Below are 24,990 nucleotides of genomic sequence, written 5' to 3' on the forward strand. Positions count from 1 at the left end.
TCACAGCGTGTCGATCATCCCGGCCAGCACCTCCAGGCAGGACACCGCGAGCGTCTTCGACCGCTCCCCGCTCCACGCGAATTCGGGGTCGGGATTGGGGTCGTGGTCCTTGAACGGCATTTCCAGCGTCACCGACACCGCGCCGAAGCGCTCGGCGAGCTGGTTGGTCGACATGGCGAGGTTGGCGGTGCCCGGCGCGGCGCGGTCATAGCCCTTCTCGGTCTGGAAATCGGGGGTGTGCGCGGCGAGTCGCCTACCGAAATCGGTGAATTTCGCGCCGTGCGCGTCGGTCCAGGACGGAATACCCTCGAACCCGGCGATGAAATTGGCGGGGATCGCCTCGTCGCCGTGGACGTCGAGCGCGAAGGTGACGCCGGTGCGGTCCATCTCCGCCAGGACGCAGGCGACCTCGGGGCTGCGCTCGGCGGTCGGGTGCGACCATTCGCGGTTGAGGTTCACCCCCGCCGCATTGGTGCGCAAATGGCCGCGCCGCGTGCCGTCGGGGTTCATGTTGGGGACGACATGGACCGTCGCCGCCGCCAGCAGCGCCGCCGCGGCGGGGCTGGTCAGCCACTCCAGCGCGCCCTCCATCCACCATTCGGCCATCGATTCGCCGGGATGCTGGCGCGCGTAGAGCCACACCTGCTTCGCCCCCGTGCCGAGCCGGAGATAGTCGATCGGCTGGCCGTCGAGCGACTGGCCCAGTTCGCGGTAGGCGACGCCCGGACGCGCGGCGATGCGCGCGATCAGGCGCTGGTGCATCTCCATCGTATAGGGCGCGAAATAGGCGAACCACGCGAGGTCCTGTCCCTCCGCGCCGGTCCAGTCGAACGACAGCACGCCGCCCTCGTACCGGGTGTCGATGGTGCGCCATGCGGCGAGGTCGGTCGAGGCGCGGGTGCGATAGCCCGGCCAGCCGAACGGATAGGCGCTCTGCCCCGCGTTCAGGATGCGGAACGTCACGCGCCGCCCGGCGACGCCCGCGGCGCGGAAGTAGAACCACTGGAAGAAGTCCGACTGCTGATCGTGGACGATCTCCAGGTCGCAGCGGACACGATCGCCCGACTCCTCGATGGCGACGGTGCGGATGTTGCCGCCGTCGAAGGCGGCGTTGATGGACAGCGTCATTTCACCTCGATCGTGCGGCCCGATTCGCCGGGGAAGTCCTTGAACAATGCCGACGCCAGCCGCGCGGCGACCGAGGCGGCATCCGCGTCGGGGGCGGTGGTGTCGGTCAGCGACTGCGCCTGACCCTCCCACACCGCATCGGCGCCGTGGCGGATGCGCACCGCCAGCTCGGTGACGACGCCCCAGCGCGCGGGCGAATTGCCGATCGGGAAATTGATCCCCCCGCCGATCCCGCCGCCGCCGCGCCAGCCGCCGCTGCCCGCGCCCGCGCCCAGCCCGATCCGCACCGGCGACCCGCGCGGCGGCAGCGCGCGGTCGGCGCGGGTGAAGCCGACGGTGGCGATGAAGTCGGGCTTCGCGCCCGCCGCGGGGCTGGTGAAGCCGTTCTTCAGCAGCTCGGCCTGCACCGCGGCGGCATAGGTCTTGTACTCCAGGCTGGCCGAGGAGGGGCCGGCGAGCGGCTCCACCGCGATCGTGCCGCGCTGCGCGACGGCGTCATAGTGGAAGCGCGTGGCCTCGACCGGAAAGGTCTGCGGCCCGGTGGCGCAGGCGGCGAGCGGCAGGCCCGCAAGGAGGACAAGGACGGCGCTGCGCATGACGGACCCCCGCAAAAAACGTGTATCGTTGCGACATAGCAACGCCGCAGCGACCCGCAAGCTCCGTGGGCCGCGGCCGCGAGTCAGGTTGACTTTCGCAGGCGCGCTCTCTAGGCGGCGCGCTTTCCAGATTTCCAGCCGAAGAAGCCCGTATCATGAAGATCCGCAACAGCCTGAAGTCGCTCAAGGACCGCCATCGCGACAACCGCGTGATCCGTCGCCGCGGGCGCACCTACGTCATCAACAAGACGAATCGCCGCTTCAAGGCCCGCCAGGGCTGATCGGTCTTGGGGGAGCGGTCCGGTGCCGCTTCTGCCGATACGACACCGACGTCGGTCATCTTCGACGTCGGGCACGTCCTGTACGACTGGGACCCGCGGGTCCTGTACGAGCGCCTGTTCGACAACGAACGGGCGCTCGACGCGTTCCTGTCGACGGTCGTCACGCGGGAATGGCATTTCCAGCACGACGCCGGCCGCCCCTTCGCGGAGACGTCGGCGGAGCTGAGCGCGCTCCATCCCGAACATGCCGCGATGATCGCGCTGTGGGGGCCGCGCTTTTCCGAGCAGATCCCGGGGCCGATGCCCGGCATGGCGGCGCTGGTCGACGAGCTGGAGGCAGCGGGCGTGCCGCTGTTCGCGATCACCAATTTCTCGGGCGAGTTCTTCGCCGATTTCCGCGTGCGCGAAGCGGGGATGTTCGACCGTTTCCGCGACATCGTGGTGTCGGGCGACGAGAAGATGGTGAAGCCCGACCCGGCGATCTTCCGGCTGGCGCTCGACCGATTCGGGCTGGCGCCGGCGGATGCCTGTTTCGTCGACGACAATGCCGCCAATGTCGCCGCCGCGACGGCGCTGGGCATCCGCTCGCATCTGTTCCGGGACGCCGAGACGCTGCGTCGCGAGATGGTGGCGCTGGGGCTGCTGGGCGGCTGATCCGGAACGTTCGCCGGGCCCGCGCGCTGTCGCGGCTCACCACGACGGAGCCGGATGATGGAAGACGACCGCGTATGGGCCTTCGAGGAGAGCCTGTGGACCGGCGACGCGCAGCATTACCGCGAGTCGATCGACGACAGCTGCCTGATGGTCGTGCCGATGCCGCCCTATGTGCTGGAGGGCGAGGCGGCGGTGAAGGCGGTCAGCGACACGCCGCGCTGGGACAAGGTCGCGCTGAGCGACCGCCGCATCGTGCGTCCGCAGGAAGGGCTGATCGTGGTCGGCTATACCGCCCACGCACAGCGCGGCGGGGAGGGCGGCGAGGAAGGCTATGTCGCGCACTGCACCTCGACGTACCGCCGGCTGGCGCATGACGAATGGCGCGTGGTGCAGCACCAGCAGACCCCGCCGCTGGTGGCGGAGGTGCGGGGGTAGGCGTGATGCCGGCGGACGCGAGCTCGATCGGCTCCGCGAGTGGTCGGCCATGATCCCGATCGAGCAGGTGGGGCGCGACCTGACACGATAGCGGTCACGCGGCCGATCTGATGAGAGCGCCCGATTCTGCCAGGCGCCTATGGAGGCTGGCCGCCGACAGTTCGAAGCCGTTGGGCCATGCCAGCGCGCCGCCCTCGATGAAGGCGCGCGCGAAATAGCCCGCGTCGCCGAGCGGGCGCGTCATGACCGTGTCGCGCGCGATCAGGTCGTCGGCGCACCACGTCGCATGGCTGCCATCGGAGAAGGCGAGCGACAGGCTGGTCGGGCCCGTCACGGCGAGCCGAACGATCTTAATCATCGAGGTCCGCTCCTGCGATCATCTCCATCGGCAGCAAGTCCACGCCGCGCTGCCAGTTTGCCATAAGCTCGTCCCGGTGGTCGAGCGCCCATTGCCGCACGATCCGGGCGGCCTTGCGCGGCAGGCTCCCCTGCGTGATCTCGCCATCCTCGATCCGCACGAACGCCTCGAAGCCCTGGTAGCTTGCATGGAAGTGCGGCGGCGGATGATCGTCGAAATACATCCGGATCACGATGCCGAAGAAGAGGGAAATGACGGGCATTTGCGCTGTCTATATCAACGAGGTGTCGAGTTTCCCATCTTGTCGGCTTCTGCTGGCAAAGAGATGACCGTGACGCGAGTTATTCTGCGCCAGCGGCAAGAGCGGCGGCACCTCACTCCGCCGCCACGCCCGCCCGCGCGAACATGTCGCCGGTTTCCTCGTTCGCGGGGCCGGTCGGCAGTGCGCCGGCCTTCGCCTTGCGGCGCTTGTCGAACGAATCCCATACGTCGTTCCACTGGCCCCTGGTCGCGGCCTTCGAATATTCCGTCGCGCGCTGTTCGAAGAAATTGGCGTGCTCGACGCCGTTCAGCATCGGCGTCAGCCAGGGCAGCGGATGCTCGTCGATCATGTAGATCGGCTTCAGCCCCAATTGTCCCAGTCGCCAGTCGGCGATGAAGCGGATGTACTTCTTGATCTCCTTGGGCGTCATGCCGTTGACCGGGCCCATTTCGAAGGCGAGGTCGATGAAATTGTCCTCCAGCCGGATCGTCGTCTGGCAGACGTCGGCGATATCGTCCTTCACCGCCTTGGTCAGGCACTGGCGCTCGGCGACGAAGGTGTGGAACATCTTGATGATGCCCTCGCAATGCAGGCTCTCGTCGCGGATCGACCAGGTGACGATCTGCCCCATGCCCTTCATCTTGTTGAAGCGCGGGAAGTTCATCAGCATCGCGAACGACGCGAACAGCTGCACCCCTTCGGTGAAGCCGCCGAACATCGCGAGCGTGCGCGCGATATCCTCGTCGGTGTCGACGCCGAAATTCTGCATATAGTCATGCTTCTCCTTCATCTCGGCATATTCGAGGAAGGCGCCATACTCGCTCTCGGGCATGCCGATCGTGTCGAGCAGGTGGCTGTAGGCGGCGATATGGACCGTCTCCATGTTGCTGAACGCGGTCAGCATCATCTTGATCTCGGTCGGCTTGAACACGCGGCCGTATTTCTCGTGGTAGCAGTCCTGCACCTCGACATCGGCCTGGGTGAAGAAGCGGAAGATCTGCGTCAGCAGGTTGCGCTCGTGATCGGACAGCTTCTGCGCCCAGTCGCGGCAATCCTCGCCCAGCGGCACCTCTTCGGGCAGCCAGTGGAGCTGCTGCTGGCGCTTCCAGAATTCGAACGCCCAGGGGTATTCGAACGGCTTGTACTGCTTGGATGCTTGGAGGAGGGACATGGGAGGACTCCGACGGCAGGATCAGAAGATCAGGGATGTGATGAGGAGGAACCAGGCAAGGGCGATCAGCCCGGCGACCGCGCCGCCGATGCCGAGCGCCGCGTTCAGCGTGTGGCGCGCCCACCGCGAAGAGGGCTCCAGCCGCCCGGACATGCCGGCCCAGAACAGCAGGGCCGCGATGCCGAGCGCCAGGGCGACGGTGAAGGACGCGCTCATGCCGCCACGCTCCACCGCCAGATCGCGGTGGCGCTCATCGCGAGGACCACGCCGCCCGACAGCGCCATGATGCCGGTCATGCGATAGGCATAGACGCGCCCGGCGCCGAGCGGACGGCGCAGCTGGAGGAGGAGCCACGCCCCGGCCAGCGACAGGACGGCGGCGACCGCGAACATGATCGCGGCCTGAAGCGGCAGGGTTTCGAGCGCGGGGAACGCGGGCGTCATGCGACCAACGCCGTGTTGGCGCGTTGCGCAGGCGGGTTTTGCAAAGGAGAATGACGATGGCCGATGCCAGCCAGATCAAGGAACATGCCGAAGTGATCGGTGCGGACGGCGTGCATGTCGGCACCGTCGACCATGTTGACGGCGACCGTATCAAGCTGACCAAGAACGATTCGCCCTCGACGCAGGACGGGCAGGGCGCGAAGCATTATTACATCCCGCTCGGGCTGGTGGCCGAGGTGGAGGGCGACACGGTGCGCCTGTCCGCCACCGCGCAGAACGCGCAGGACATGTTCGAAGAGGCGGAATGAGATGCGGGCGGCCCCGGATGGCATCGCCATCCGGGGACTCGCCACGGCGGGCAGCGGAGCCGCATCGCGGCTCCGACTGACGGCGTGGCACGAGAAGGTGAGGGCGCTGCGGGTCATGCCGTGGCGCCCTTGTTCGTGGGCGGGGCGCCCTTCACCCTTCCCACGGCCGATGGCCGCGGGCCCCTTCCCTCTCCCACAAGGGGAGAGGGCGATGCAGGTCGCCGTCCCTCTCCCCTTGTGGGAGAGGGAGGGAGCGGTCGAAGACCGCGGAAGGGTGAGGGGGGCGTGGGTCACGGGCGGCCGTCTTCGACGAGCGCGTGCGCGATCGACGCTAGAACCGCGTCGATCATCTGCATCACCTCTGCGTTCGTGAAACGGATCACCCGATAGCCTTCGTCAGTCAGGAAGCGCGTCCGCGCCTCGTCGGTTGCAATGCGTGTCGCGTGGTCGTCGCCGTCGACTTCGACGATCAGCCTGGCGCCGTGCGAGCAGAAGTCCGCGTGGTACGGGCCTAGCGGCACCTGTCGGCGGAACTTCGTCTCGGGCAGCGATTGGCGGAGCACGTGCCAGAGGCGTCGTTCGGGCTCGCCGGCCTCCCGGCGGAGGCGGCGCGAGCGGACGACGGTGTCGGCGGCGAGGTTGCCGCGCCTCCCCCTCACCCTTCCCACGGCCTGCGGCCGCGGGCCCCTTCCCTCTCCCACAAGGGGAGAGGGAGAGCAGTCCCCGTGCCCCTCTCCCCTTGTGGGAGAGGGACGGAGCGCCGGAGGCGCGGAAGGGTGAGGGGGCGTCCCCGTCATCGCCTCACCTCATTGGCAAGCGAGACACTCGTCATAGTCCGTGCTCTCGCCGAATTCGTACTTCGGCTTCTCGATCGTATTGTCGTTCTCCACGCCCCCGGCGAAGCCCGCACGCTGGACCGACTTCGAGCGGAGATAGTAGAGCGACTTGATGCCCAGTTCCCACGCGCGATAGTGGAGCATCAGCAGGTCCCACTTCTCGACGTCGGCGGGGATGAACAGGTTGAGCGATTGCGCCTGGTCGATGAAGGGCGTGCGGTCGCCCGCCAGTTCGAGCAGCCAGCGCTGGTCGATCTCGAACGAGGTCTTGTAGCAGTCCTTCTCCTCCTGCGTGAGGAAGTCGAGATGCTGGACCGAGCCGCCGTGCTCCAGGATCGAATTCCACACGGTGTCGGAATTCTTGCTCTTCTCGATCAGCAGCTTTTCGAGATACGGGTTCTTGACCGAGAAACTGCCCGACAGCGTCTTGTGGGTGTAGATATTGGCCGGGATCGGTTCGATGCAGGCGCTGGTGCCGCCGCAGATGATGCTGATCGACGCGGTCGGCGCGATCGCCATCTTGCAGGAGAAGCGCTCCATCACCCCCATGTCGGCGGCGTCGGGGCAGGGGCCGCGCTCCTGCGCGAGCATCATCGACGCCTCGTTCACCTGCGCGTTGACGTGGCGGAAGATGCGCAGGTTCCAGCTCTTGGCCATCGCCCCCTCGAACGGCAGCCCGCGCGCCTGGAGGAAGGAGTGGAAGCCCATGACGCCCAGGCCCACCGAGCGCTCGCGCGCGGCGCTGTAGGCGGCACGCTCCATGCCGGGCTCGTGACGGTCGATATAATCCTGCAGCACGTTGTCGAGGAAGCGCATCACGTCCTCGATGAAGCCCTTCTCGTCCTTCCACTCGTCCCACGTCTCGAGGTTGAGCGAGGACAGGCAGCAGACCGCGGTGCGATCGTTGCCGAGATGGTCGCGCCCCGTGGGCAGCGTGATCTCGCTGCACAGGTTCGACGTCGACACCTTCAGGCCCAGCTCGCGGTGGTGCTTGGGCATGTTGCGGTTCACATGATCGGCGAAGACGATGTACGGCTCGCCGGTGGCCAGCCGCGTCTCGACCAGCTTCTGGAACAGCGCGCGCGCATCGACCTTGCCGCGGACCGACTGGTCCTTCGGGCTCTTGAGCTCCCATTCCGCGCCGTCGCGCACCGCCTCCATGAAGGCGTCGGGGATGAGGACGCCGTGGTGGAGGTTGAGCGCCTTGCGGTTGAAGTCGCCCGAGGGCTTGCGGATCTCCAGGAACTCCTCGATCTCCGGGTGCGAGATGTCGAGGTAGCAGGCGGCCGAGCCGCGGCGCAGCGACCCCTGCGAGATCGCGAGGGTGAGCGAATCCATCACGCGGACGAAGGGGATGATGCCGCTGGTCTTGCCGTTCAGGCCGACCGGCTCGCCGATGCCGCGGACGTTGCCCCAATAGGTGCCGATGCCGCCCCCGCGCGAGGCGAGCCAGACATTCTCGTTCCAGGTGTCGACGATGCCGTTGAGGCTGTCGGGGACCGAATTGAGATAGCAGGAAATCGGCAGGCCGCGGCCGGTGCCGCCGTTCGAGAGCACCGGCGTCGCGGGCATGAACCACAGCCGCGAGATATAGTCGTAGATGCGCTGCGCGTGCGCGGCATCGTCGGCATAGGCCGAGGCGACGCGGACGAACAGGTCCTGATAGCTCTCGCCCGGGAGCAGATAGCGGTCCTGGAGCGTCTCCTTGCCGAAATCGGTCAGCAGCGCGTCGCGGCCGTGGTCGACCTCGACCGGATACGGCTTGTTCAGCGCGCCCTGCGTGGTGGTCGCGCCGGTCGTGTCCGGGCCCGCGGTCTGGGTTGCCGCCTCGATCGTGTCGGTGGTCATCGCCTCGCCGTCCGTTCCTCTGAAATCCATGCCCGCCTACGCTCCCGCGTTCCTGTATCGTTCGCGAATCGGGTGCTGGCCCGATCCTACAAGCTCTTAGAACAAAACGGGAATAAAAAGGTCGCGCCGACCGTTTGCCTTCCCGTCGCGGCGGGATGCCCGCCGGCGTCGTTCTACCACATCTGGGTCCGCCGATCGGCGTGACGACTAGTGATTGTGTCAGTTTGGCGAACGGCACAAGACGGTAAAAGGGTCCGCAACCGGCTCTACCCCATAGGGATGAGGGGGCGGCGGGCAGGCGACGCGTGGACTTCCGCGGGGTTCAGCGATTGCAAGGGAACGGGGCGCGAACGCAAATATTTTGGAGACGCGGCGAGGCGGGCCCTGTCGGCGGTGGGGCGGGGGGCGGCCAGGCATGCGGAATAAGCGGGACCCCGGGTCAAGCCCGGGGTGACAATGGGGAGAGGGTGGGCGGGGTGTGTGCGGAACGGTGGAGGCCGGAACGGGTCCGGCATGACGGAAAGGTCAGCGACGGCCCTTGATGGCGCGCCGGACCTTCGGCTTCGCCCGGGAGACGGCGGCGGCGGCCGGGGGCACGTAGCCGACCGGGCCCATCCACGCGCGCTCGCGGAACCACTTGGTGACGATGTACTTGTCGCCGCGGATCACCGGCTTGCCCTGGTGCAGCGTGTAGCGATTGGGCTTGCCGTCGGGGCCGATGTTGTTCCAGCACACCGCCATCCCGCGCGTCGGCACGAATTCGTGCTGGAGATAGTGGAAGCCGGTCTCGCCGCCTTCCTCCGGCTCGTTGAGGTAGATCATCGCGGTCCAGGTGCGGTTGCCGCAGCGGTGGCGGTTGCTGGCGGTGTCGGGGTGGTGATCCTCGAAATAGTCGTGGTGCAGCTTGAACTCCTGCCCCACGGCATAGCGCTGGCCCTGGATCGGCTCGCCGCAGCCGGGCGGGATGCCGAGCAGCATCGACAGCCGCAGGTCGAGCAGCTGGACGACGGGGGTGGTGTTGTCGAACACGCACGTCTCGCTGGTGCGCGCGCCGGCATCGCCGTAGGCGACGCGCGACGGCTCCTTGTTGGCGTCGATGTAGCGCATCAGGATGTCGCATTCCTCGGGCGCGAGGAAATCGGGCATGGTCCACAATTCGACATGCGGGCTGGGGAAGCGCTGCGCCCCCATGAAACGCGTCGCGCGCAGCATGTCCCCGGTGATGAGCGACGCCATCGACGCGCCGGGAGAAGTGGCGCCGGCATCGGCGGCGATCGGTTGCTGGACAGTCACGCGCTATCTCCGTCGCGGTCGCATCGCGCGACCGTCGTCCACCGGACGGTAAGCGAACAGGGTAAAGCGGGCGTTAACGACGCCCGCCGGCCGCGGCCGGCAGGGTGGCGGCGCCCGCGGTCCCGGCGCACGGGATGGTGGTGGGGACGGGGGCTGGGGCTGGGGCTGGGGCGGGGGCGTGGCCGAGGCGCTCGACATCGATCGCGTGATCGAAGCGCAGCCCGGCGCGCCCGTCGCCGATCCAGCTGATGATCGCGGGCGTCCATTGCCCGTCGGTCAGCTCGGCGCGGACCGGATGGCCGATCGCCTCCTCGGGCAGGTCGACGCCGTCGATCATCGCGCCGGTCTCCGACAGGTTGCGCAGGCGCACCTCCGCGCTTTCCGCCCCCAGCGCCAGCCGCACGGTGCGCAGCATCCGCTGGCGCGGCGCGCGGCTGGTCTTGTGACCGATCGGCACCGCGAAGCCGCCGGCCGCCCCCAGCTGCTCGCGCACCTGCGCGCTGCGCGCGGGGCGGCCATAGACGAACCCCTGGATATGGCTGCACCCCAGGTCGCGGATCAGCGCGATCTCGTCCTGCTGCTCCACGCCCTCCGCGGTGGTCTCCATCCCCAGCGTCTGCGCCAGGCTGACGATCGCCTTGATGATCGCGGCGTTGCGGTTGCCGGGCTGGATCGCGCCGCGCACGAAGCTCTGGTCGATCTTGATCTTGTCGAACGGCGCCTTCTTCAGATAGCCGAGCGACGAATAGCCGGTGCCGAAGTCGTCGAGCGCGAGGCGGACGCCCAGCCCCTTGAGCGACCTGAACATCCGCTCCGACGAGGCGTCCTCGTTGAGGAACACGCCCTCGGTGATCTCCAGCTCCAGCCGGTGCGCAGGGAGGCCCGAGGCGGCGAGCGCGCTGGCGACGATCGCGGGGAGCGCGGGATTGGCGAACTGGATCGGGGAGACGTTGACCGCGACGCGGACGTGGTCGGGCCAGGTCGCGGCCTCCATGCAGGCGCTGCGCATGACCCATTCGCCGATCGTCTCGATCAGCCCGCATTCCTCCGCCACCGGCACGAAATCGGCCGGGCTGATCGCCCCGCGCTCGGGATGATCCCAGCGCAGCAGCGCCTCATACCCCATGATACGCTCGTCCGCGGTGGAGACGACCGCCTGGTAGGTGAGGTGGAACTGGTCGCCGCCCAGCGCCTGTCGCAGGTCGTCCTCCAGCCGCTTGCGGTTCTGCGCGCCCTCCAGCAATTCCTCGCGGTAGAAGCGGTGGACGCCGCGCCCGTCGGCCTTGGCGGCATAGAGCGCCAGATCGGCGTTGCGCACCAGCGCTTCGGGCGTGTCGCCGTGGAGCGGGGCGACCGCGACGCCGACCGAACAGCCGATCGACAAGGTCGCGGACTGGATGTGGTACGGCAGCGACAGCGCGGCGATGACGCGGTCGGCGAGCATCCCCAGCCGGTCGCGATTGCCCTCCCCCGGGATCACCACCTGGAATTCGTCGCCGCCCAGCCGCCCCACCAGGCCCGCGTCGCCGATCGTGCGCTGCAGCCGCTGGGCGACCTCCTTCAGCAGCTCGTCGCCCATCTGGTGGCCGAGCGTGTCGTTGACCGCCTTGAAGCGGTCGAGGTCGAGCAGCAGCAGCCCGGTCGACATCGACGCGCCGCTGCGATGGGTCAGCGTCTGTTCGAGCGACAGCCGCATCCGCTGGCGGTTGGCGAGCCCGGTCAGGCTGTCGAACAGCGCCAGTCGCTTGATCTCCGCCTCCGCGCGGCGCTGCTCGGTCAGGTCGGAGCCGGCGCCGGCGAACCCCTGGAACCGGCCCAGATCGTCGATCACCGGGCGGCCGGAGATCGACCACCAGCGCTCCGGCGCGTCCTCGATCGCGGGGCGGACGCAATAATCGGCGAACGAGGTGCGCGAGGACAGGTGAAAGGTCAGCGTCCGCTCGGTATCGATCAGCGCGCTGTCGACGCGGAAGACCGAGGACAGCGCCGCGCCGATCGGCTCGATGCCCAAAGCGCGCATCTCCGCGGCGACCTTGTCCGACAGGTAGCGGATGCGCCCGGTGCGATCCGCCTGCCAGAACCAGCCGGGGCCCTGCTCCTCGACGCTGGCGACGAGCAGCCGCGCGCGCTGCTGCTCCTCCAGCGCGAGGCAGCGCAGCGCGACGGCGCGCTGGTCGGCCAGCGCGAGCCGGATCGTCGCCACGCCATGCGCACCCGCGACCACGATCGCGGCGAGCGAGGCCGGCGTCGGGCCGTGCGTCGCCATGACCATCGCCGCCAGCGTCGCGGCGAAGGCGATCGCGGCGGCGCGGGTGGGCTGGAACGCGATCGCGGTGAGCATGGTCGCGCCGAGCAGCGCGATCTGCCCCGTTTCCGCCGCGGGCGGGGGCAGGGCGGCGGCCGAATCGAGCATCAGCCCGATCGAGATCGCGATCCAGGTCGCCGCCAGGATCATCGCTGCGACGCGCCGGACGGAGGGCTGCGCGGCGGCGCGCGGATGGGCCAGCATCGCCCAGCCGGCGAGCGCCAGCGTCACCGCAGGCGCGGCGCGCGCCATGATCGCCGCCGGCAGGTCGCCCGGCATCGGTCCCGCCGCCGATCCCGACGCCCGCAGCGCCAGCATCACCAGCGCGATCGCGGCGGCCAGCAGCGCCAGCGCGGCGGGCGGCCACAGAGCGGCGCTGGCGGCCAGCGCGGCGCGGCGTTCGTCCTCGATGATGTCCTCGCGCGCGCCGCGCAGCCCGACCGCGTCGACGACGTCGCGCAGCGAGGGCAGGGCGGCGGAGGATCGGAGCAGGCGGCGCATGGAATACTGTTAGGCGGCGGGTGGTTACGGAAGGGTTTGCGGGCGGCGCGGCCACGATCTACAGCATCGCGCCATGACGACGACGATCCGCGAAGCCGACCTGATCGAGAGCGTGGCCGATGCGCTCCAGTTCATCAGCTACTACCACCCGATGGATTACATCCGCGCGCTGGGCGATGCGTACGAGGCAGAGCAGGGCCCCGCGGCGAAGGATGCGATCGCGCAGATCCTGACCAACAGCCGGATGTGCGCGGAGGGGCATCGCCCGATCTGCCAGGACACCGGCATCGTCAACGTGTTCGTCAAATGGGGCATGGACTGCCGTCTGGACGTGACCACCCGCTCGCTGCAGGAGGTCGTCGACGAGGGCGTACGCCGCGCGTACCTGCACCCCGAGAACAAGCTGCGCGCCTCGGTACTGGCGGACCCGGCCTTCACCCGGCGCAACACGCGCGACAACACCCCTTGCGTCCTGCACGTCGAGATGGTGCCGGGTGCCAAGGTATCGGTCGACGTCGCGGCCAAGGGCGGCGGGTCGGAGAACAAGTCGAAGTTCAAGATGATGAACCCCAGCGATTCGATCGTCGACTGGGTGGTCGAGATGCTGCCGCAGATGGGCGCGGGCTGGTGCCCGCCGGGCATGCTGGGGATCGGCATCGGCGGGACCGCGGAGCATTGCGTGCTGCTCGCCAAGCAGGCGCTGATGGAGCCGATCGACATGGGGCCGCTGAAGGCGCGCGGCCCCCGCAACGACATCGAGGCGCTGCGCATCGAGATCTTCGACAAGGTCAACGCGCTCGGCATCGGCGCGCAGGGGCTGGGCGGGCTCTCGACGATCCTGGACGTGAAGATCAAGGACGCGCCGTGCCACGCGGCAGGCAAGCCGGTGGCGATGATCCCCAATTGCGCCGCGACGCGCCACGCGCATTTCACGCTCGACGGATCGGGCCCCGCCTATCTGGAGGCGCCCAAGCTCGACGAATGGCCCGACGTCCACTGGACGCCCGACAAGGCCGCGATCCGCGTCGATCTCGACACGCTGACGCCGGAGGTGGTGCAGGGCTGGAAGCAGGGCGACCGGCTGCTGCTGAGCGGCAAGATGCTGACCGGGCGCGATGCCGCGCACAAGCGCATCGCCGACATGCTGGCGGCGGGCGAGCCGCTGCCGGTCGAGTTCAAGGGCCGCGTGATCTATTACGTCGGGCCGGTCGACCCGGTGGGCGAGGAAGTGGTCGGCCCGGCGGGGCCGACGACGGCGACGCGGATGGACAAGTTCATGCGCATGATGCTCGACCAGGGCCTGCTCGCCTGCGTCGGCAAGGCCGAGCGCGGCCCCGCCGCGACCGACGCGATCCGCGATGCGAAGAGCGCGTATCTGATGGCGGTGGGCGGCGCGGCCTATCTGGTCGCGCGCGCGATCAAGGGCAGCAGGGTCGTCGGGTTCGAGGATTTGGGGATGGAGGCGATCTACGAGTTCGAGGTCAGCGACTTCCCCGTCACGGTCGCGGTCGACAGCGAGGGCAACAACGTCCACCAGCTCGCCCCGCTGGTATGGCGCGAGAAGATCGCGAAGGAAGGGCTGCTGGTCGGGGTGTGAGGGGAAAGTCTGACCTTATCAGCTATCGTGCCGGTCGAACGCCGATGTCCTCGTAAAATCGCAGCAGATATCCGTCGGGATCGGCAACCACGAACCGGCGGTTGCCGCGCTCTATGTCGCCTTGGCGATACCAGCGATCTTCGAGCGGTACGACGATCGCGAGGCCTGCGCCGCGTGAACGGTCATGGCATCCGGTCACGCCCGCCATGCGTAATTGGAAGTTGACGCCGCGGCCGTGAGGGCGCTCGAGGGGGGCGGTGCGAAAACGACGGCCCGGCCCGTTCGATTGCTGGAGCATCAGGTGAGCCGCGCCGAGCGCAAGATTGGCAAACGCTTCTTCCGGTCGTTCCGCCATCACTCGAAAACCGAAAACGGTGCGATAGATCGTAACGGATGCGGCAAAGTCCGTTACGTCGATCTCGGGGACGAGCGCGGGCGTGTCGATCATCCTGCATCATACCATCGCTAAATGGTGCGCGCGATCCGAACCACGTTCGCCGTCATTCCCGCGAAGGCGGGAATCCAGAGACGCCGACGTTGCGCCTCTTTCGTCAGACTTGCGCGTCTGGATCCCCGCCTGCGCGGGGATGACGGCGGGAAAAGCGGGCGAGACGGCGGGAAAATAGGCAGCGCTGCGACCTGTCCCGGATATGAGAAGAGGTTGCCGGATGCCGCCGCGGCGGCACCCGACAACCCCTAAACATGGTCAGCGGCCGGAGAGCTCCAGCCCGGGAGACCATGCAGGCCTCCAAGAACCTTTGGGCCCCTGCGTTGACTGGGGGAGGATACCCCCCGCGGGCGCCCGGCGATCCTTAGAAGCGCGTCCCCCGAACGAACTGAACCGACCCCATTGCTGAACCATGAGACATCGGATCACCTCCTTTCGCTGGTTGATAACGTGCGCGGCCTGGTCGACCGCATCCCCAATGTGCGGCGGCGGCGGGCGAGTTGCAAGCCTTGTCTTCGGCACGTGCGACGGACCGTTAGCCGCGGCAATCCTCCACCACGCGGGCGAGCTCCGCCCAGGGCGGCAGGACGGTGGGCGCGGTGCCGGGCTGCTCGACGGTGAAGCGTCCGCGGCTGAAGATCATCGCGTCGAGCAGCCGGTCGTTCACCTCGAACCGCGCGGCCATATAGGGCGGCTGCGCGCCGGTCGGCTGGGCCGCGACCGCGCGGGTGACGGAGGTGGTGCGGATGGTGAAGGGCGCGGGCGACCGCCCCGCGCGCGACAGGAAGATCGCACGCGCGGCGCGGTCGCAGCGGACCAGCACCGCGGCATCCTCCCCCGGGCGGCCGTAGAGCGCGCGGCTGCCGCGGGCGTCCTGCGCATAGGTCCAGGTGCCGGGGGTCCAGGCGCGGTCCTGCCAGTCGACCGGGGCCGGCGCCGCGACCGTGGGCACCGGGGTCGGGGAGGGGGCCGGCGCGGGTGGCGGCGCCGCCGGGGGCGGGACGCAGCCGGCCAGCAGGATCGCGGCGGCGATGGCAGCGTGGGTCGGGCGGAACGCGGAACGGGTCACGCCGATGGCTATGCCGGAAGCCGCGCGCAGGCTCAACCATGCCCCCCGGAACCGCCGCGGCAGACCGTGGGTTTGTCGCGGCAACGATGACGTTCCCCACTCCGGAGGCTCCATGAGCGACGACGCGCCGACGCAGATCCTGATCCAGGCCAACGTGCCCGGCACGATGAAGGTGGACAGCCGCGACGGCGACCACCTCGGCTCGGTCAGCGCGTTCATGGTTCACAAGACGACCGGGCGCACCACGCATGCGGTGCTGAGCCTGGGCGGGTTCCTGGGCATGGGGAAGAGCTATTATCCGCTGCCGTTCTCGCTGCTGCAGTTCGATCCGGTGCGTGACCTGTATGTCGTGACGGTCGACCGGCGGCTGCTGGAGGGCGGGCCGAGCTGGGCCAATAACGCGCCGGTGTTCGACCAGGCCTATGCCGACCGCGTGGCGAGCTACTATCAGGTCGAGCGGGAGAATCTGGCGCTGGCGTGACGTTCCTCTCCCGACCTCCGCAGGCCGGGGCTCGGGAAATGTCTAACGGGGTCGGTGACGTCGCGCTCCTGGCTGCGCGGGAGCACGATGGACACGGTTGCGAACTTTGTGGATCGCTCGGCCATCCCGCCGTTCCCCGGCGAAGGCCTGGGCCCAGCATCGGCACGCCCGCAAGATGCTGAAACCGCCCCCCCAACTGGGCCCCGGCCTTCGCCGGGGAACCGAGGAGGTCTTGGATTTATGCTGACGTCCCGCCTCCGTCGGGCCGTTGCAAAACGGGTGCAAGGCATCGAGTCCATGCCGTGCTCCTGCGCAGGCAGGAGCGCAGGGCCCAACACATCAACGCCTTATGGGACCTGCAACCCTGAGCTCCTGCCTGCGCAGGAGCACGGTGTAGCGTTTTGCAACGGTCGCGCCCCCGCCGGGTCGATCGAGCGATGCGCGGCGGTTGCGCAGGACTTGCCTCAATCGCCGCGGATGACCCATTCGTGGTTCTCGATCAGCCACGCGGGCACCGGCCTCCCCTCGCCGTCGAGCGAGGGGCGGTAGCGGAAGCGCTTCTGGATCAGGCGGCAGGTCGTTTCATCGAGGGTCGGATTGCCGCTCGACCGCGCGATCTGGCAGGTCCGGACGCGGCCGTCGGTCCAGACCATGAACTTCACGGTGACGGTGCCGTGGATGCCCGCCTCCCCGACCTCGCCGGGATAGTCGCCGTCATCGAGCCGCCCGCGCAGCCAGCGCGGCGGCGTCTCGTCCATGCCGCCGCCGTCGCCGTCGCCATCGCCCCAGCCGCCGCTGCCGGTGCCGTCGCCCACGCCGCCCGCGCCGGTGCCGGGGCCGGCACGCGGCGCGGCCCCCTGCGTCGCGTCGTTGCCGGCGAAGGGCTTGAGCGCGACGACGACGGGGGGCGGGGGCAGCGGCACGACGACCACCGGGCGCGGCGCCGCGACCTGCGTCGCCTGCGATCGGATATTGGGGGGCGCCGCGCGGCCGGAGGGACGCGAGGTGCGCGTCTTCTTCGGTACGACCTTCGCGGGCGGGCGCGGCGGCGGTGGCGGCACGACCCGGAACAGCGCCAGCCCCTCGTCCACCTTCGCGCGCACCGCGCCGCCGGCGAGCCCGGTCAGCAGCGCCCAGCCCACCGCTGCGGTCACCGCAGCGGCGGCGAGCGCGGCGCCGATGCGTTCCTGGCGGGGCTGGGCGTACATGGCGGTGGTGCTAGGCGGTTCGGGATGAATGGGGGCTGAGGGCGGCTCCCGGTGTCGTCGCCCCGGCCTTGAGCGGGACGCTTGCATAAGTCCGAAACCTTCTTCGTTCCCCGGCGAAGGCCGGGGCCCAGTTGGCGTGGCTTTTCCGTCTGTTACCACCGTCTCCCAGCTGGGCCCCGGCCTTCGCCGGGGAACAGGGAACTGAGTTTCGCAGAGGTCTCGATCAAGTCCGGGATGACGGATGGCGAAGAGGTTAGCGCTTGCCGAACTTGCGCTGGGTCTTGCCGAAGCGGGTCTTGCGGGTGCCGGGCTTGCCCTCGTTGCTGCGGCCCATCATCGGCGCCCTGTGCTGCTCGACCGGCAGGCCGAGCTCCTCCTGCTCCAGCTGGCGGATTTCGTCGCGCAGGCGGCCGGCCTCCTCGAACTCCAGGTCCGCGGCGGCCTTGCGCATCTTCTTCTCGAGCTCCTCGATATAGGCGCGCAGGTTGTGGCCGACCATGTGCGGGCGGTTCTCGTCGATCTCGACCGTCACCTGATCCTTCGACGCGACGTGCGCGATGATGTCGCCGATGTTCTTGCGCACCGTCGTCGGGGTGATGCCGTGCTCGCGGTTGTACGCCTCCTGCTTCTCGCGGCGGCGCGCGGTTTCGTTCATCGCGCGCTCCATGCTGCCGGTGATGCGGTCGGCATAGAGGATGACGCGCCCGTCGACGTTGCGCGCGGCGCGACCGATCGTCTGGATCAGCGAGGTCTCGGAGCGCAGGAAGCCTTCCTTGTCCGCGTCCAGGATCGCGACCAGCCCGCATTCGGGGATGTCGAGCCCCTCGCGCAGCAGGTTGATGCCGATAAGGACGTCGTACACGCCCAGCCTGAGGTCGCGGATCAGCTCGATCCGCTCCAGCGTCTCGACGTCGGAGTGCATGTAGCGGACCTTGATCCCCGCCTCGTGCATATATTCGGTCAGATCCTCCGCCATCCGCTTGGTGAGCGTGGTGACGAGGGTGCGGTAGCCGAGCTCGGTCGTCTTGCGGCACTCGACGATCAGGTCCTGCACCTGCTCCTCGACCGGCTTGATCTCGACCGGCGGATCGATGAGCCCGGTGGGACGGATGACCTGTTCGGCGAAGACGCCCGCGGTCTGGTCCATCTCCCATTGCCCCGGCGTGGCGGAGACGCAGACCGTCTGCGGGCGCATCGCGTCCCATTCGTTGAAGCGCAAGGGGCGGTTGTCGATGGCGGAGGGCAGGCGGAAGCCGTATTCGGCCAGCGTGATCTTGCGGCGATGGTCGCCGCGCGACATGCCGTTGATTTGGCCGATCGTCTGATGGCTTTCGTCGACGAACAGCAGCGCGTTTTCGGGGAGATATTCGAACAGCGTGGGCGGCGGCTCGCCGGGGAGGCGGCCGGTCAGGAAGCGGCTGTAATTCTCGATCCCGTTGCAGCTGCCGGTCGCCGCGATCATCTCCAGGTCGAAATGCGTGCGCTGCTCCAGCCGCTGGCGTTCGAGCAGCTTGCCCTCGATCTCCAGCTCCTTGAGCCGCTCGGTCAGCTCGTGGCGGATCGCGTCGGCGGCCTGCTTCATCGTCGGCCCCGGCGTGACGTAATGCGAATTGGCATAGACGCGGATCGAGTTGAGCGAGGCGCTCTTCTGCCCGGTCAGCGGATCGAACTCGACGATCTCCTCGATCTCGTCGCCGAAGAAGGACACGCGCCACGCGCTGTCCTCGTAATGCGAGGGGAAGATTTCGAGGTTGTCGCCCTTCACGCGGAAGTTGCCGCGCTGGAAGGCGGCGTCGTTGCGCTTGTATTGCAGCGCGACCAGCTTGCGCACGATCTCGCGCTGGTCGACCGTCTGCCCCTTCTTCAGGTCGAAGATCATCGCCGAATAGGTTTCGACCGAGCCGATGCCGTAGAGGCAGCTGACCGAGGCGACGATGATGACGTCGTCGCGCTCCAGCAGCGCGCGCGTGGCGGAGTGGCGCATCCGGTCGATCGATTCGTTCACCGAGCTTTCCTTCTCGATGTACGTGTCGGACCGCGGCACATAGGCCTCCGGCTGGTAGTAATCGTAATAGCTGACGAAATACTCGACCGCGTTGTTGGGGAAGAAGCCCTTGAACTCGCCGTAGAGCTGCGCGGCGAGGATCTTGTTGGGCGCCAGGATCAAGGCCGGACGCTGCAACGCCTCGATCACCTTGGCCATCGTGAAGGTCTTGCCCGAGCCGGTGACGCCCAGCAGCACCTGATCCTTCTCCCCCGCCAGCGCGGCATCGACCAGCTCGCGGATCGCGCCCGGCTGATCGCCCGACGGTTCGTAGTCGCTGACCAGTTCGAAACGCTTGCCGCCCTCCACCTTCGCCGGGCGCTGCGGGCGGTGGGGGACGAACGACTCGCCGGTTTCGGGTTCGGCCAGGTTGGTGCGGATCTGGATCGCCATCGCGCTGATATGGGGCGGGGCGAAAAGGGGAACAACCCGGCGACGGTTTGCGAAGGGTTCGCAAAAAATGCTTGCATCGGGTGTGGAAGGAGTATCTTGCGGGGGCGGGCGCAAGCGGCCAGAGGGCGTATGTTGCGTCGCAGCGCGCGAACCCGCGCGCCATGCGCCGGTAGCGGGAAGACCGCGCCGGTGCGGTGAAGTCGATACGTCGATCCGTTGGAGACAGAGTTTCGTGAACATGCATGTCCGCGCGCCCGTGCTGATCCCCGATAGCGCCGCCTTCACCACGGTGGCGGTGAAGTGGGTCAAGCATTGGAACGAGCATCTGTTCAGCTTCGCGGTGGAGCGGCCGGCGTCGTTCCGCTTCCGCTCGGGCGAGTTCGTGATGCTGGGGCTTCCCGGGCTGCCGGGCGAGGACGGAACGCCGGGCAAGCCGGTGATGCGCGCCTATTCGATCGCCAGCCCGTCCTGGGCCGAGGAGCTGGAGTTCCTGTCGATCAAGGTGGCCGAGGGGCCGCTGACGGGCCGTTTGCAGGCGGTGAAGCCGGGCGACCAGCTGTACCTGGGCAAGAAGCCGACGGGCACGCTGGTGCTCGACGCGCTGCTGGGCGGCAAGCGGCTGTTCATGCTGTCGACCGGCACCGGCCTCGCGCCGTTCCTGTCGGTGGCGCGCGACCCGGACGTGTACGAGCGGTTCGAGCAGGTGGTGATCGTCCACGGCGTGCGCCGCGTCGACGATCTGGCGTGGCGCGACATGCTGACCGCGCAGCTGGCCGACGATCCGCTGGTGGCGGACCAGGCGCTGCTGCAGTTCCACTATCTGCCCGCGGTGACGCGCGAACAATTCCACACGATGGGGCGGATCACGACGCTGATAGAGGACGGCCGGCTGTTCGACGCGCCGGTGGTGGGCGAGCGGCGGTTCGATCCGGAAACCGACCGCGTGATGCTGTGCGGCTCGACCGAGATGATCCGCGAGACCGCGGGGATGCTGGAGGCCGCCGGGCTGGTCGAGGGGTCGAACGCGAACCCCGGGCAGTTCGTGATCGAGCGGGCGTTCGTGGGGTAATGCCGGGCGTCATGCCGGGCCTGTCCCTCGCGATCGGTGGGTGCGCGGAGCGTTTGACCCCGGAACGCGTCCGGGGTGACGGGGGGTGGGGCAAATGCCTCGCGACATCGTCACCCCGGCCTTGAGCGGGACCTTAACAAAAGGCTGTACCGTGCTCCTGCGAAGGCAGGAGCCCAGAGTTGCAGGTCCCATAAGGCGTTGATGTGCTGGGCCCTGGGCTCCTGCCTGCGCAGGAGCACGGCGTGGGCTGGGTGCCGTTGCACCTGTTTTGCAAAGGCCCCGCCTTGAGCCGGGGCCCCCCGCTTCTCCGCTGGCGTCGTTAGTAAGCGGGACCCCGGGTCAAGCCCGGGGTGACGGGTGGTGGTGGCTGTTACTTTCGCCCTCACCTTCACCCTCACCCTCACCCTTCCGTCCGGCCCGGCACAGCCGGGTGGGAAGGATCCGTAGCAGCTACACCCGCACCATCCCCTTCATCACCTTGTCGAGCGTCAGCGGATAGTCGCGGATGCGCGCGCCGCAGGCGTTGTAGACCGCGTTCGCGACCGCCGCGCCCGCGCCGCACAGCCCCAGCTCGCCCACGCCCTTGGCCTTCATCGGCGAGGTCTTGTCGTCGAGCGTGTCGAGGAAGACGACCTCCTGGTGCGGCACGTCGAGGTGGACGGGGACGTGATATTCGGCGAGGTCGTGGTTGACGAAATAGCCGAAGCGCGGATCGACCACAGCGTCCTCCATCAGCGCCGCGCCGACGCCCATCGCCATGCCGCCGATCACCTGGCTGCGCGCGGAGACCGGGTTCAGGATGCGCCCGGCGTCGAACACGCCGGACATGCGGCGGACGCGGACCTCGCCGGTATAGGCGTCCACCCCGGCCTCGACGAAATGCGCGCCGAAGGTGGCCTGCGCATAACGTTCGTCCAGGTCGCCGAACTCGATCGTGTCCTCGCCGCTCAGCCCCGCGTCGCCTGCGGCCTTCACCAGATCGACCGAGCGGCTGCCGCTCGTCACCTTCCCGTCGGCGAAGGTGACGGAGTCGGCGTCGAACCCCAGCTTCTGCGCGATGCGGCGGCGCAGGTCGACGCAGGCGGCATAGACGCCCGCGGTCGAGCTGTTGCCGCCCCATTGCCCGCCCGAGCCGGACGAGACGGGGTAGCGGCTGTCGCCCAGCAGGACGACGACCCGGTCGAGCGGCACCCCCATCATCTCCGCCGCCGTCTGCGCGATGATCGTATAGCTGCCGGTGCCGATGTCGGTCATGTCGGTGGCGACCGTGACCACGCCCTTGCGATCGACACCGACACGCGCGCCCGACTTCATGTTCATGTTGTTGCGGAACGCCGCCGCGACGCCCATGCCGACCAGCCAGCGACCGTCGCGAACCTGCCCCGGTTTCGGATTGCGGCGGGACCAGCCGAAGCGGCGCGCGCCTTCCTCCAGACAGCGCACCAGGTGGCGGTCGGAGAAGGGGCGCTCGGGCTTCTCCGGATCGACCATCGTGTCGTTGATGATGCGAAAGCGCACCGGGTCCATCCCCAGCTTCTCCGCCATCTCGTCCATCGCGACTTCCAGCGCCATCAGCCCCGGCGCCTCGCCCGGCGCGCGCATCGCGTTCGCCTCGGGCAGGTCGAGCACGGCGAGCCGCGTCTCGGTCAGGCGGTTGGCGCCGGCGTAGAGCAACTGCGTCTGGTTGGCCGCCGTCTCCGGCCCGCCGCCGGGCAGGTCGCCCGACCACGTCTGATGCGCGATCGCGGTGATCCTGCCGCCCTTGTCCGCGCCGATCCGGATGCGCTGGATCGTGGCCGGGCGGTGGGTGGTGTTGTTCATCATCTGCGGCCGCGCGAGCGCCACCTTGACCGGGCGTCCCGCCGCGCGTGCGGCGAGCGCGGCCATCACGGCATCGGAGCGGACCCACAATTTGCCCCCGAAGCCGCCGCCGATATAGGGCGACACGACGCGGATCTTCTCCTTCGGGATCAGCAGCGTCTCGCTCATGTCGCGCACCGCCCAGGCGATCATCTGGTTGGAGGTCCACAGCGTGACCGCATCGCCCTCCCACGCGGCGATGGTGGCGTGCGGCTCCATCATCGTGTGGCTCTGGTCGGGCGTGGTATAGGTCGCGTCGAGCGTCACCGGCGCCGCGGCGAAGGCGCCGGCGAAGTCGCCGCGCGCGGTCTTCATCTTCTCGCCCGGCGCGATCGGCGCGCCCGCCTTCACGGCGGCGAGGTCGTACCGGCCCTTGGCGCGGGCATAGTCGACGCGCACGCGCTTCGCGGCATCGCGCGCCTGTTCGAACGTCTCCGCGACGACGATCGCGACCGCCTGATCGTAATGTTCGACCGCCGGTCCGGCGAGCATGGCGGCAGTATGCGCCTTGGCCTTGCCCAGCCTGCCCGCATTTTCGTGCGTGACGATCGCGATGACGCCGGGCGCGCGCTTCGCCTCCGCGGTGTCGATGCGCGTGATGCGGCCCTTGGCGACCGCGCTGCCGACGATCACGCCGTAAGCATGGCCGGGGGCGACGTCGTTGCGCTCATAGGCATAGGGGGCGGTGCCGCTGACCTTGAGCGGACCGTCGATGCGCGGCGTGGGCTTGCCGACGACGCGGCCCCGGTCGATCGGATTGGTGCCCGCGGGCGTCTCGAACTTCATGCGCGCGCTCCCTCGGCCAGCACCGCGGCGAGCGTGCGCTCCGCCAGCGGTATCTTGAACGCATTCTGCTCGGTGGGGGTGGCGCCGGCGAAGGCGGTATCGGCGATCGCCTTCGACCCGCCGTCAACGCGCTGCTCCGCGGCGGCGACGCGCCACGGCCGGGGCGCGACGCCGCCGAAGGCGATGCGGGCGGGACCCTCGTTCGGGCGCAGCACCGCCGCGACCGACACCGCGGCGAACGCATAGGAGGCGCGGTCGCGCACCTTGCGATAGATATGCGTGCCGCCGATCGGCGCGGGCAGCGTGACCGCGGTAATCATTTCCGCCGGCTTCAGCGCGGTTTCCACCCAGGGCGTGGCGCCGGGCAGGCGGTGGAAGTCGGCGATCGCGATGCGGCGGGTCGCGCCGGTGGCGTCCACCGTCTCCACCACCGCATCGAGCGCGCGCATCGCCACCGCCATGTCGCCGGGATAGGTGGCGATGCAATCCCTGCTGGTGCCGATCACCGCCAGATTGCGGCTGAACCCGCCGATCGCGGCACAGCCCGACCCCGGCTGGCGCTTGTTGCACGGCTGGTTGGTGTCGTAGAAATAGGGGCAGCGGGTGCGCTGGAGCAGGTTGCCCGCGGTGGTCGCCTTGTTGCGCAGCTGGCCCGAGGCGGCGGACAGCAGCGCACGCGAGAGCACGCCATAGTCGCGCCGCACCCGCGGGTCGGCGGCGAGCGCGGTGTTGCGCACCAGCGCGCCGATGCGCAGCCCGCCCTCCGGCGTGGCGTCGATCGTATCGAGGCCGAGGCGGTTGACGTCGACCAGATGGCGCGGCGTCTCCACCTGCAATTTCATGAGGTCGAGCAGGTTGGTGCCGCCCGCGACGAATTTCGCGCCCGGCGTCTTCGCCACCGCGGCGGCGGCAGCGGCGGGGGTGGCGGCGCGCTCGTAGGTGAAGGGCTTCATGCGATGTCCTTTCCAGCGACATCGGCGATGGCGGCGATGATGTTGGAATAGGCGGCGCAGCGGCAGATGTTGCCGCTCATCCGCTCGCGCAGTTCCTCGCCCGACAGCGCGGGCGCCGCGGTGAGGTCGGCGGCGACATAGCTGGGGATGCCGTCCTTCACCTCCTGCAACACCGCGACGCTGCTCATGATCTGCCCCGGCGTGCAATAGCCGCACTGATAGCCGTCGTGACGGACGAACGCGGCCTGCATCGGATGGAGGTCGCCCGGGCGGCCCAGCCCCTCGATCGTGGTGATCGCGTCGCCGTCGTGCATCACCGCGAGCGTCAGGCAGGAGTTGATGCGCCTGCCCTCCACCATGACGGTGCAGGCGCCGCACTGGCCATGGTCGCACCCCTTCTTGCTGCCGGTCAGCGACAGATGCTCGCGCAGCGCGTCGAGCAGGGTGACGCGCGGGTCGACCTCCAGCGTGCGCTTGCGGCCGTTGACGGTGAAGCTGACGGGCAGGGTGGGGGCGGGCGGCTCCGGCGTGGCGGGCTGCGCGTCCACGTCGAGCGGGACCGCGCCCGCCGCCGCCGCGGCCGCGCCGCCGATGAGCGCGCCGCGGCGCGAGAGGGTGAAGCCGGTGTCGTCGGTCATGATGGCCCTGATCGTGGCATGCTGT

At 68.8% G+C, this 24,990-nt stretch carries 25 protein-coding genes; 7 read left to right on the forward strand and 18 right to left on the reverse strand.

Translation table 11 applies throughout. The annotated features are described in order from the left end of the window. Together PGN23_RS04110 and PGN23_RS04115 are read right to left on the reverse strand one after the other, a co-directional pair. Positions 1-1,128, reverse strand: coding sequence for a M14 family metallopeptidase (locus PGN23_RS04110; RefSeq protein ID WP_335301561.1), 1,128 nt, complete (start codon positions 1,126-1,128; stop codon positions 1-3). Next, on the reverse strand, positions 1,125-1,724 hold the full coding sequence (locus PGN23_RS04115; RefSeq protein ID WP_335301562.1) for a DUF4136 domain-containing protein: 600 nt from the start codon (positions 1,722-1,724) through the stop codon (positions 1,125-1,127). The genes PGN23_RS04110 and PGN23_RS04115 overlap by 4 nt, the downstream gene beginning before the upstream one ends. Positions 1,725-1,879: 155 nt before the next feature. Here PGN23_RS04115 and ykgO point away from each other — a divergent pair, with 155 nt between their 5' ends. From ykgO to PGN23_RS04130, 3 genes are read left to right on the forward strand one after another with little or no spacing between them, the layout of a single operon-like run. Further along, the gene (gene ykgO / locus PGN23_RS04120; protein WP_003046794.1) at positions 1,880-2,005 is read left to right on the forward strand and encodes a type B 50S ribosomal protein L36; all 126 of its coding nucleotides are present in this window, start codon (positions 1,880-1,882) and stop codon (positions 2,003-2,005) included. A 6-nt stretch (positions 2,006-2,011) separates the two neighbouring features. Further along, positions 2,012-2,659, forward strand: coding sequence for an HAD-IA family hydrolase (locus PGN23_RS04125; protein WP_335301563.1), 648 nt, complete (start codon positions 2,012-2,014; stop codon positions 2,657-2,659). A gap of 54 nt (positions 2,660-2,713) precedes the next feature. Next, complete coding sequence (locus tag PGN23_RS04130; protein WP_335301564.1) at positions 2,714-3,094, forward strand: DUF4440 domain-containing protein; 381 nt, start codon at positions 2,714-2,716, stop codon at positions 3,092-3,094. A 94-nt stretch (positions 3,095-3,188) separates the two neighbouring features. Here the strand turns inward: PGN23_RS04130 and PGN23_RS04135 are convergent, their stop codons facing one another. The 5 genes from PGN23_RS04135 to PGN23_RS04155 form a co-directional block, all read right to left on the reverse strand. Next, entirely contained in the window at positions 3,189-3,452 is a 264-nt protein-coding gene (locus tag PGN23_RS04135; protein WP_335301565.1) for a DUF2442 domain-containing protein, read from the reverse strand. Further along, complete coding sequence (locus tag PGN23_RS04140; RefSeq protein WP_335301566.1) at positions 3,445-3,714, reverse strand: DUF4160 domain-containing protein; 270 nt, start codon at positions 3,712-3,714, stop codon at positions 3,445-3,447. The genes PGN23_RS04135 and PGN23_RS04140 overlap by 8 nt, the downstream gene beginning before the upstream one ends. Positions 3,715-3,826: 112 nt before the next feature. After that, complete coding sequence (locus tag PGN23_RS04145; protein WP_335301567.1) at positions 3,827-4,885, reverse strand: ribonucleotide-diphosphate reductase subunit beta; 1,059 nt, start codon at positions 4,883-4,885, stop codon at positions 3,827-3,829. Positions 4,886-4,906: 21 nt separating this feature from the next. Beyond that, positions 4,907-5,101 (reverse strand): hypothetical protein, encoded by a 195-nt coding sequence (locus tag PGN23_RS04150; protein WP_335301568.1) that lies wholly within the window; start codon positions 5,099-5,101, stop codon positions 4,907-4,909. Next, positions 5,098-5,328, reverse strand: a complete 231-nt coding sequence (locus tag PGN23_RS04155; protein ID WP_335301569.1) for a hypothetical protein — start codon at positions 5,326-5,328, stop codon at positions 5,098-5,100. The genes PGN23_RS04150 and PGN23_RS04155 overlap by 4 nt, the downstream gene beginning before the upstream one ends. Before the next feature lie 56 nt (positions 5,329-5,384). On the opposite strand from PGN23_RS04155, the gene PGN23_RS04160 reads away from it, so the two are divergent. After that, positions 5,385-5,636 (forward strand): DUF2171 domain-containing protein, encoded by a 252-nt coding sequence (locus tag PGN23_RS04160; protein WP_335301570.1) that lies wholly within the window; start codon positions 5,385-5,387, stop codon positions 5,634-5,636. A gap of 290 nt (positions 5,637-5,926) precedes the next feature. Here the strand turns inward: PGN23_RS04160 and PGN23_RS04165 are convergent, their stop codons facing one another. From PGN23_RS04165 to PGN23_RS04180, 4 genes are all read right to left on the reverse strand, one after another. Continuing rightward, on the reverse strand, positions 5,927-6,295 hold the full coding sequence (locus tag PGN23_RS04165; protein WP_335301571.1) for an endonuclease domain-containing protein: 369 nt from the start codon (positions 6,293-6,295) through the stop codon (positions 5,927-5,929). A 147-nt stretch (positions 6,296-6,442) separates the two neighbouring features. Beyond that, positions 6,443-8,350, reverse strand: a complete 1,908-nt coding sequence (locus tag PGN23_RS04170) for a ribonucleoside-diphosphate reductase subunit alpha (RefSeq protein WP_335301572.1) — start codon at positions 8,348-8,350, stop codon at positions 6,443-6,445. A gap of 495 nt (positions 8,351-8,845) precedes the next feature. After that, positions 8,846-9,613 (reverse strand): prolyl hydroxylase family protein, encoded by a 768-nt coding sequence (locus PGN23_RS04175; protein ID WP_335301573.1) that lies wholly within the window; start codon positions 9,611-9,613, stop codon positions 8,846-8,848. A 73-nt stretch (positions 9,614-9,686) separates the two neighbouring features. Beyond that, on the reverse strand, positions 9,687-12,419 hold the full coding sequence (locus tag PGN23_RS04180) for an EAL domain-containing protein (RefSeq protein WP_335301574.1): 2,733 nt from the start codon (positions 12,417-12,419) through the stop codon (positions 9,687-9,689). Between the two features lie 73 nt (positions 12,420-12,492). Here PGN23_RS04180 and PGN23_RS04185 point away from each other — a divergent pair, with 73 nt between their 5' ends. Next, entirely contained in the window at positions 12,493-14,016 is a 1,524-nt protein-coding gene (locus PGN23_RS04185; RefSeq protein WP_335301575.1) for a fumarate hydratase, read from the forward strand. A gap of 22 nt (positions 14,017-14,038) precedes the next feature. On the opposite strand, the gene PGN23_RS04190 is transcribed toward PGN23_RS04185, so the two are convergent. Both PGN23_RS04190 and PGN23_RS04195 read right to left on the reverse strand, forming a co-directional pair. Next, the gene (locus PGN23_RS04190) at positions 14,039-14,464 is read right to left on the reverse strand and encodes a VOC family protein (RefSeq protein ID WP_335301576.1); all 426 of its coding nucleotides are present in this window, start codon (positions 14,462-14,464) and stop codon (positions 14,039-14,041) included. Between the two features lie 535 nt (positions 14,465-14,999). Then, positions 15,000-15,533 (reverse strand): hypothetical protein, encoded by a 534-nt coding sequence (locus PGN23_RS04195; RefSeq protein ID WP_335301577.1) that lies wholly within the window; start codon positions 15,531-15,533, stop codon positions 15,000-15,002. Positions 15,534-15,645: 112 nt separating this feature from the next. Here PGN23_RS04195 and PGN23_RS04200 point away from each other — a divergent pair, with 112 nt between their 5' ends. Next, the gene (locus PGN23_RS04200; protein ID WP_335301578.1) at positions 15,646-16,014 is read left to right on the forward strand and encodes a PRC-barrel domain-containing protein; all 369 of its coding nucleotides are present in this window, start codon (positions 15,646-15,648) and stop codon (positions 16,012-16,014) included. A 464-nt stretch (positions 16,015-16,478) separates the two neighbouring features. On the opposite strand, the gene PGN23_RS04205 is transcribed toward PGN23_RS04200, so the two are convergent. Beyond that, entirely contained in the window at positions 16,479-17,222 is a 744-nt protein-coding gene (locus PGN23_RS04205) for an energy transducer TonB (protein WP_335301579.1), read from the reverse strand. Positions 17,223-17,475: 253 nt separating this feature from the next. Continuing rightward, positions 17,476-19,659, reverse strand: coding sequence for an excinuclease ABC subunit UvrB (uvrB, locus tag PGN23_RS04210; RefSeq protein WP_335301580.1), 2,184 nt, complete (start codon positions 19,657-19,659; stop codon positions 17,476-17,478). Between the two features lie 238 nt (positions 19,660-19,897). On the opposite strand from uvrB, the gene PGN23_RS04215 reads away from it, so the two are divergent. Next, entirely contained in the window at positions 19,898-20,728 is an 831-nt protein-coding gene (locus PGN23_RS04215; RefSeq protein ID WP_335302077.1) for a ferredoxin--NADP reductase, read from the forward strand. Positions 20,729-21,178: 450 nt separating this feature from the next. Here PGN23_RS04215 and paoC read toward each other — a convergent pair whose 3' ends face one another. From paoC to paoA, 3 genes are read right to left on the reverse strand one after another with little or no spacing between them, the layout of a single operon-like run. Then, positions 21,179-23,374 carry an aldehyde oxidoreductase molybdenum-binding subunit PaoC gene (gene paoC, locus PGN23_RS04220; protein WP_335301581.1) on the reverse strand — a complete coding sequence of 732 codons (2,196 nt, stop codon included), beginning with the start codon at positions 23,372-23,374 and terminating at the stop codon, positions 21,179-21,181. Then, the gene (locus PGN23_RS04225) at positions 23,371-24,327 is read right to left on the reverse strand and encodes an FAD binding domain-containing protein (protein WP_335301582.1); all 957 of its coding nucleotides are present in this window, start codon (positions 24,325-24,327) and stop codon (positions 23,371-23,373) included. The genes paoC and PGN23_RS04225 overlap by 4 nt, the downstream gene beginning before the upstream one ends. Then, complete coding sequence (gene paoA, locus PGN23_RS04230; RefSeq protein WP_335301583.1) at positions 24,324-24,965, reverse strand: aldehyde dehydrogenase iron-sulfur subunit PaoA; 642 nt, start codon at positions 24,963-24,965, stop codon at positions 24,324-24,326. Before paoA ends, PGN23_RS04225 begins: the two co-directional genes overlap by 4 nt. Positions 24,966-24,990: the final 25 nt, after the last annotated feature.

Origin of the sequence: Sphingomonas adhaesiva, assembly GCF_036946125.1 — a bacterium.
GTDB lineage: Bacteria > Pseudomonadota > Alphaproteobacteria > Sphingomonadales > Sphingomonadaceae > Sphingomonas > Sphingomonas adhaesiva_A.

What these genes read in the sequence shown, in the direction of transcription:
- PGN23_RS04215 (WP_335302077.1), top strand. Translation starts at nt 19,898, where the DNA reads ATGCATGTCCGCGCGCCCGTGCTGATCCCCGATAGCGCCGCCTTCACC.
- PGN23_RS04135 (WP_335301565.1), bottom strand. Translation starts at nt 3,452, where the DNA reads ATGATTAAGATCGTTCGGCTCGCCGTGACGGGCCCGACCAGCCTGTCG.
- PGN23_RS04130 (WP_335301564.1), top strand. Translation starts at nt 2,714, where the DNA reads ATGATGGAAGACGACCGCGTATGGGCCTTCGAGGAGAGCCTGTGGACC.
- PGN23_RS04225 (WP_335301582.1), bottom strand. Translation starts at nt 24,327, where the DNA reads ATGAAGCCCTTCACCTACGAGCGCGCCGCCACCCCCGCCGCTGCCGCC.
- PGN23_RS04110 (WP_335301561.1), bottom strand. Translation starts at nt 1,128, where the DNA reads ATGACGCTGTCCATCAACGCCGCCTTCGACGGCGGCAACATCCGCACC.
- PGN23_RS04170 (WP_335301572.1), bottom strand. Translation starts at nt 8,350, where the DNA reads ATGGATTTCAGAGGAACGGACGGCGAGGCGATGACCACCGACACGATC.
- PGN23_RS04180 (WP_335301574.1), bottom strand. Translation starts at nt 12,419, where the DNA reads ATGCGCCGCCTGCTCCGATCCTCCGCCGCCCTGCCCTCGCTGCGCGAC.
- PGN23_RS04190 (WP_335301576.1), bottom strand. Translation starts at nt 14,464, where the DNA reads ATGATCGACACGCCCGCGCTCGTCCCCGAGATCGACGTAACGGACTTT.
- PGN23_RS04140 (WP_335301566.1), bottom strand. Translation starts at nt 3,714, where the DNA reads ATGCCCGTCATTTCCCTCTTCTTCGGCATCGTGATCCGGATGTATTTC.
- PGN23_RS04205 (WP_335301579.1), bottom strand. Translation starts at nt 17,222, where the DNA reads ATGTACGCCCAGCCCCGCCAGGAACGCATCGGCGCCGCGCTCGCCGCC.
- PGN23_RS04200 (WP_335301578.1), top strand. Translation starts at nt 15,646, where the DNA reads ATGAGCGACGACGCGCCGACGCAGATCCTGATCCAGGCCAACGTGCCC.
- PGN23_RS04160 (WP_335301570.1), top strand. Translation starts at nt 5,385, where the DNA reads ATGGCCGATGCCAGCCAGATCAAGGAACATGCCGAAGTGATCGGTGCG.
- PGN23_RS04145 (WP_335301567.1), bottom strand. Translation starts at nt 4,885, where the DNA reads ATGTCCCTCCTCCAAGCATCCAAGCAGTACAAGCCGTTCGAATACCCC.
- PGN23_RS04185 (WP_335301575.1), top strand. Translation starts at nt 12,493, where the DNA reads ATGACGACGACGATCCGCGAAGCCGACCTGATCGAGAGCGTGGCCGAT.
- PGN23_RS04155 (WP_335301569.1), bottom strand. Translation starts at nt 5,328, where the DNA reads ATGACGCCCGCGTTCCCCGCGCTCGAAACCCTGCCGCTTCAGGCCGCG.
- paoA (WP_335301583.1), bottom strand. Translation starts at nt 24,965, where the DNA reads ATGACCGACGACACCGGCTTCACCCTCTCGCGCCGCGGCGCGCTCATC.
- uvrB (WP_335301580.1), bottom strand. Translation starts at nt 19,659, where the DNA reads ATGGCGATCCAGATCCGCACCAACCTGGCCGAACCCGAAACCGGCGAG.
- PGN23_RS04115 (WP_335301562.1), bottom strand. Translation starts at nt 1,724, where the DNA reads ATGCGCAGCGCCGTCCTTGTCCTCCTTGCGGGCCTGCCGCTCGCCGCC.
- paoC (WP_335301581.1), bottom strand. Translation starts at nt 23,374, where the DNA reads ATGAAGTTCGAGACGCCCGCGGGCACCAATCCGATCGACCGGGGCCGC.
- ykgO (WP_003046794.1), top strand. Translation starts at nt 1,880, where the DNA reads ATGAAGATCCGCAACAGCCTGAAGTCGCTCAAGGACCGCCATCGCGAC.
- PGN23_RS04150 (WP_335301568.1), bottom strand. Translation starts at nt 5,101, where the DNA reads ATGAGCGCGTCCTTCACCGTCGCCCTGGCGCTCGGCATCGCGGCCCTG.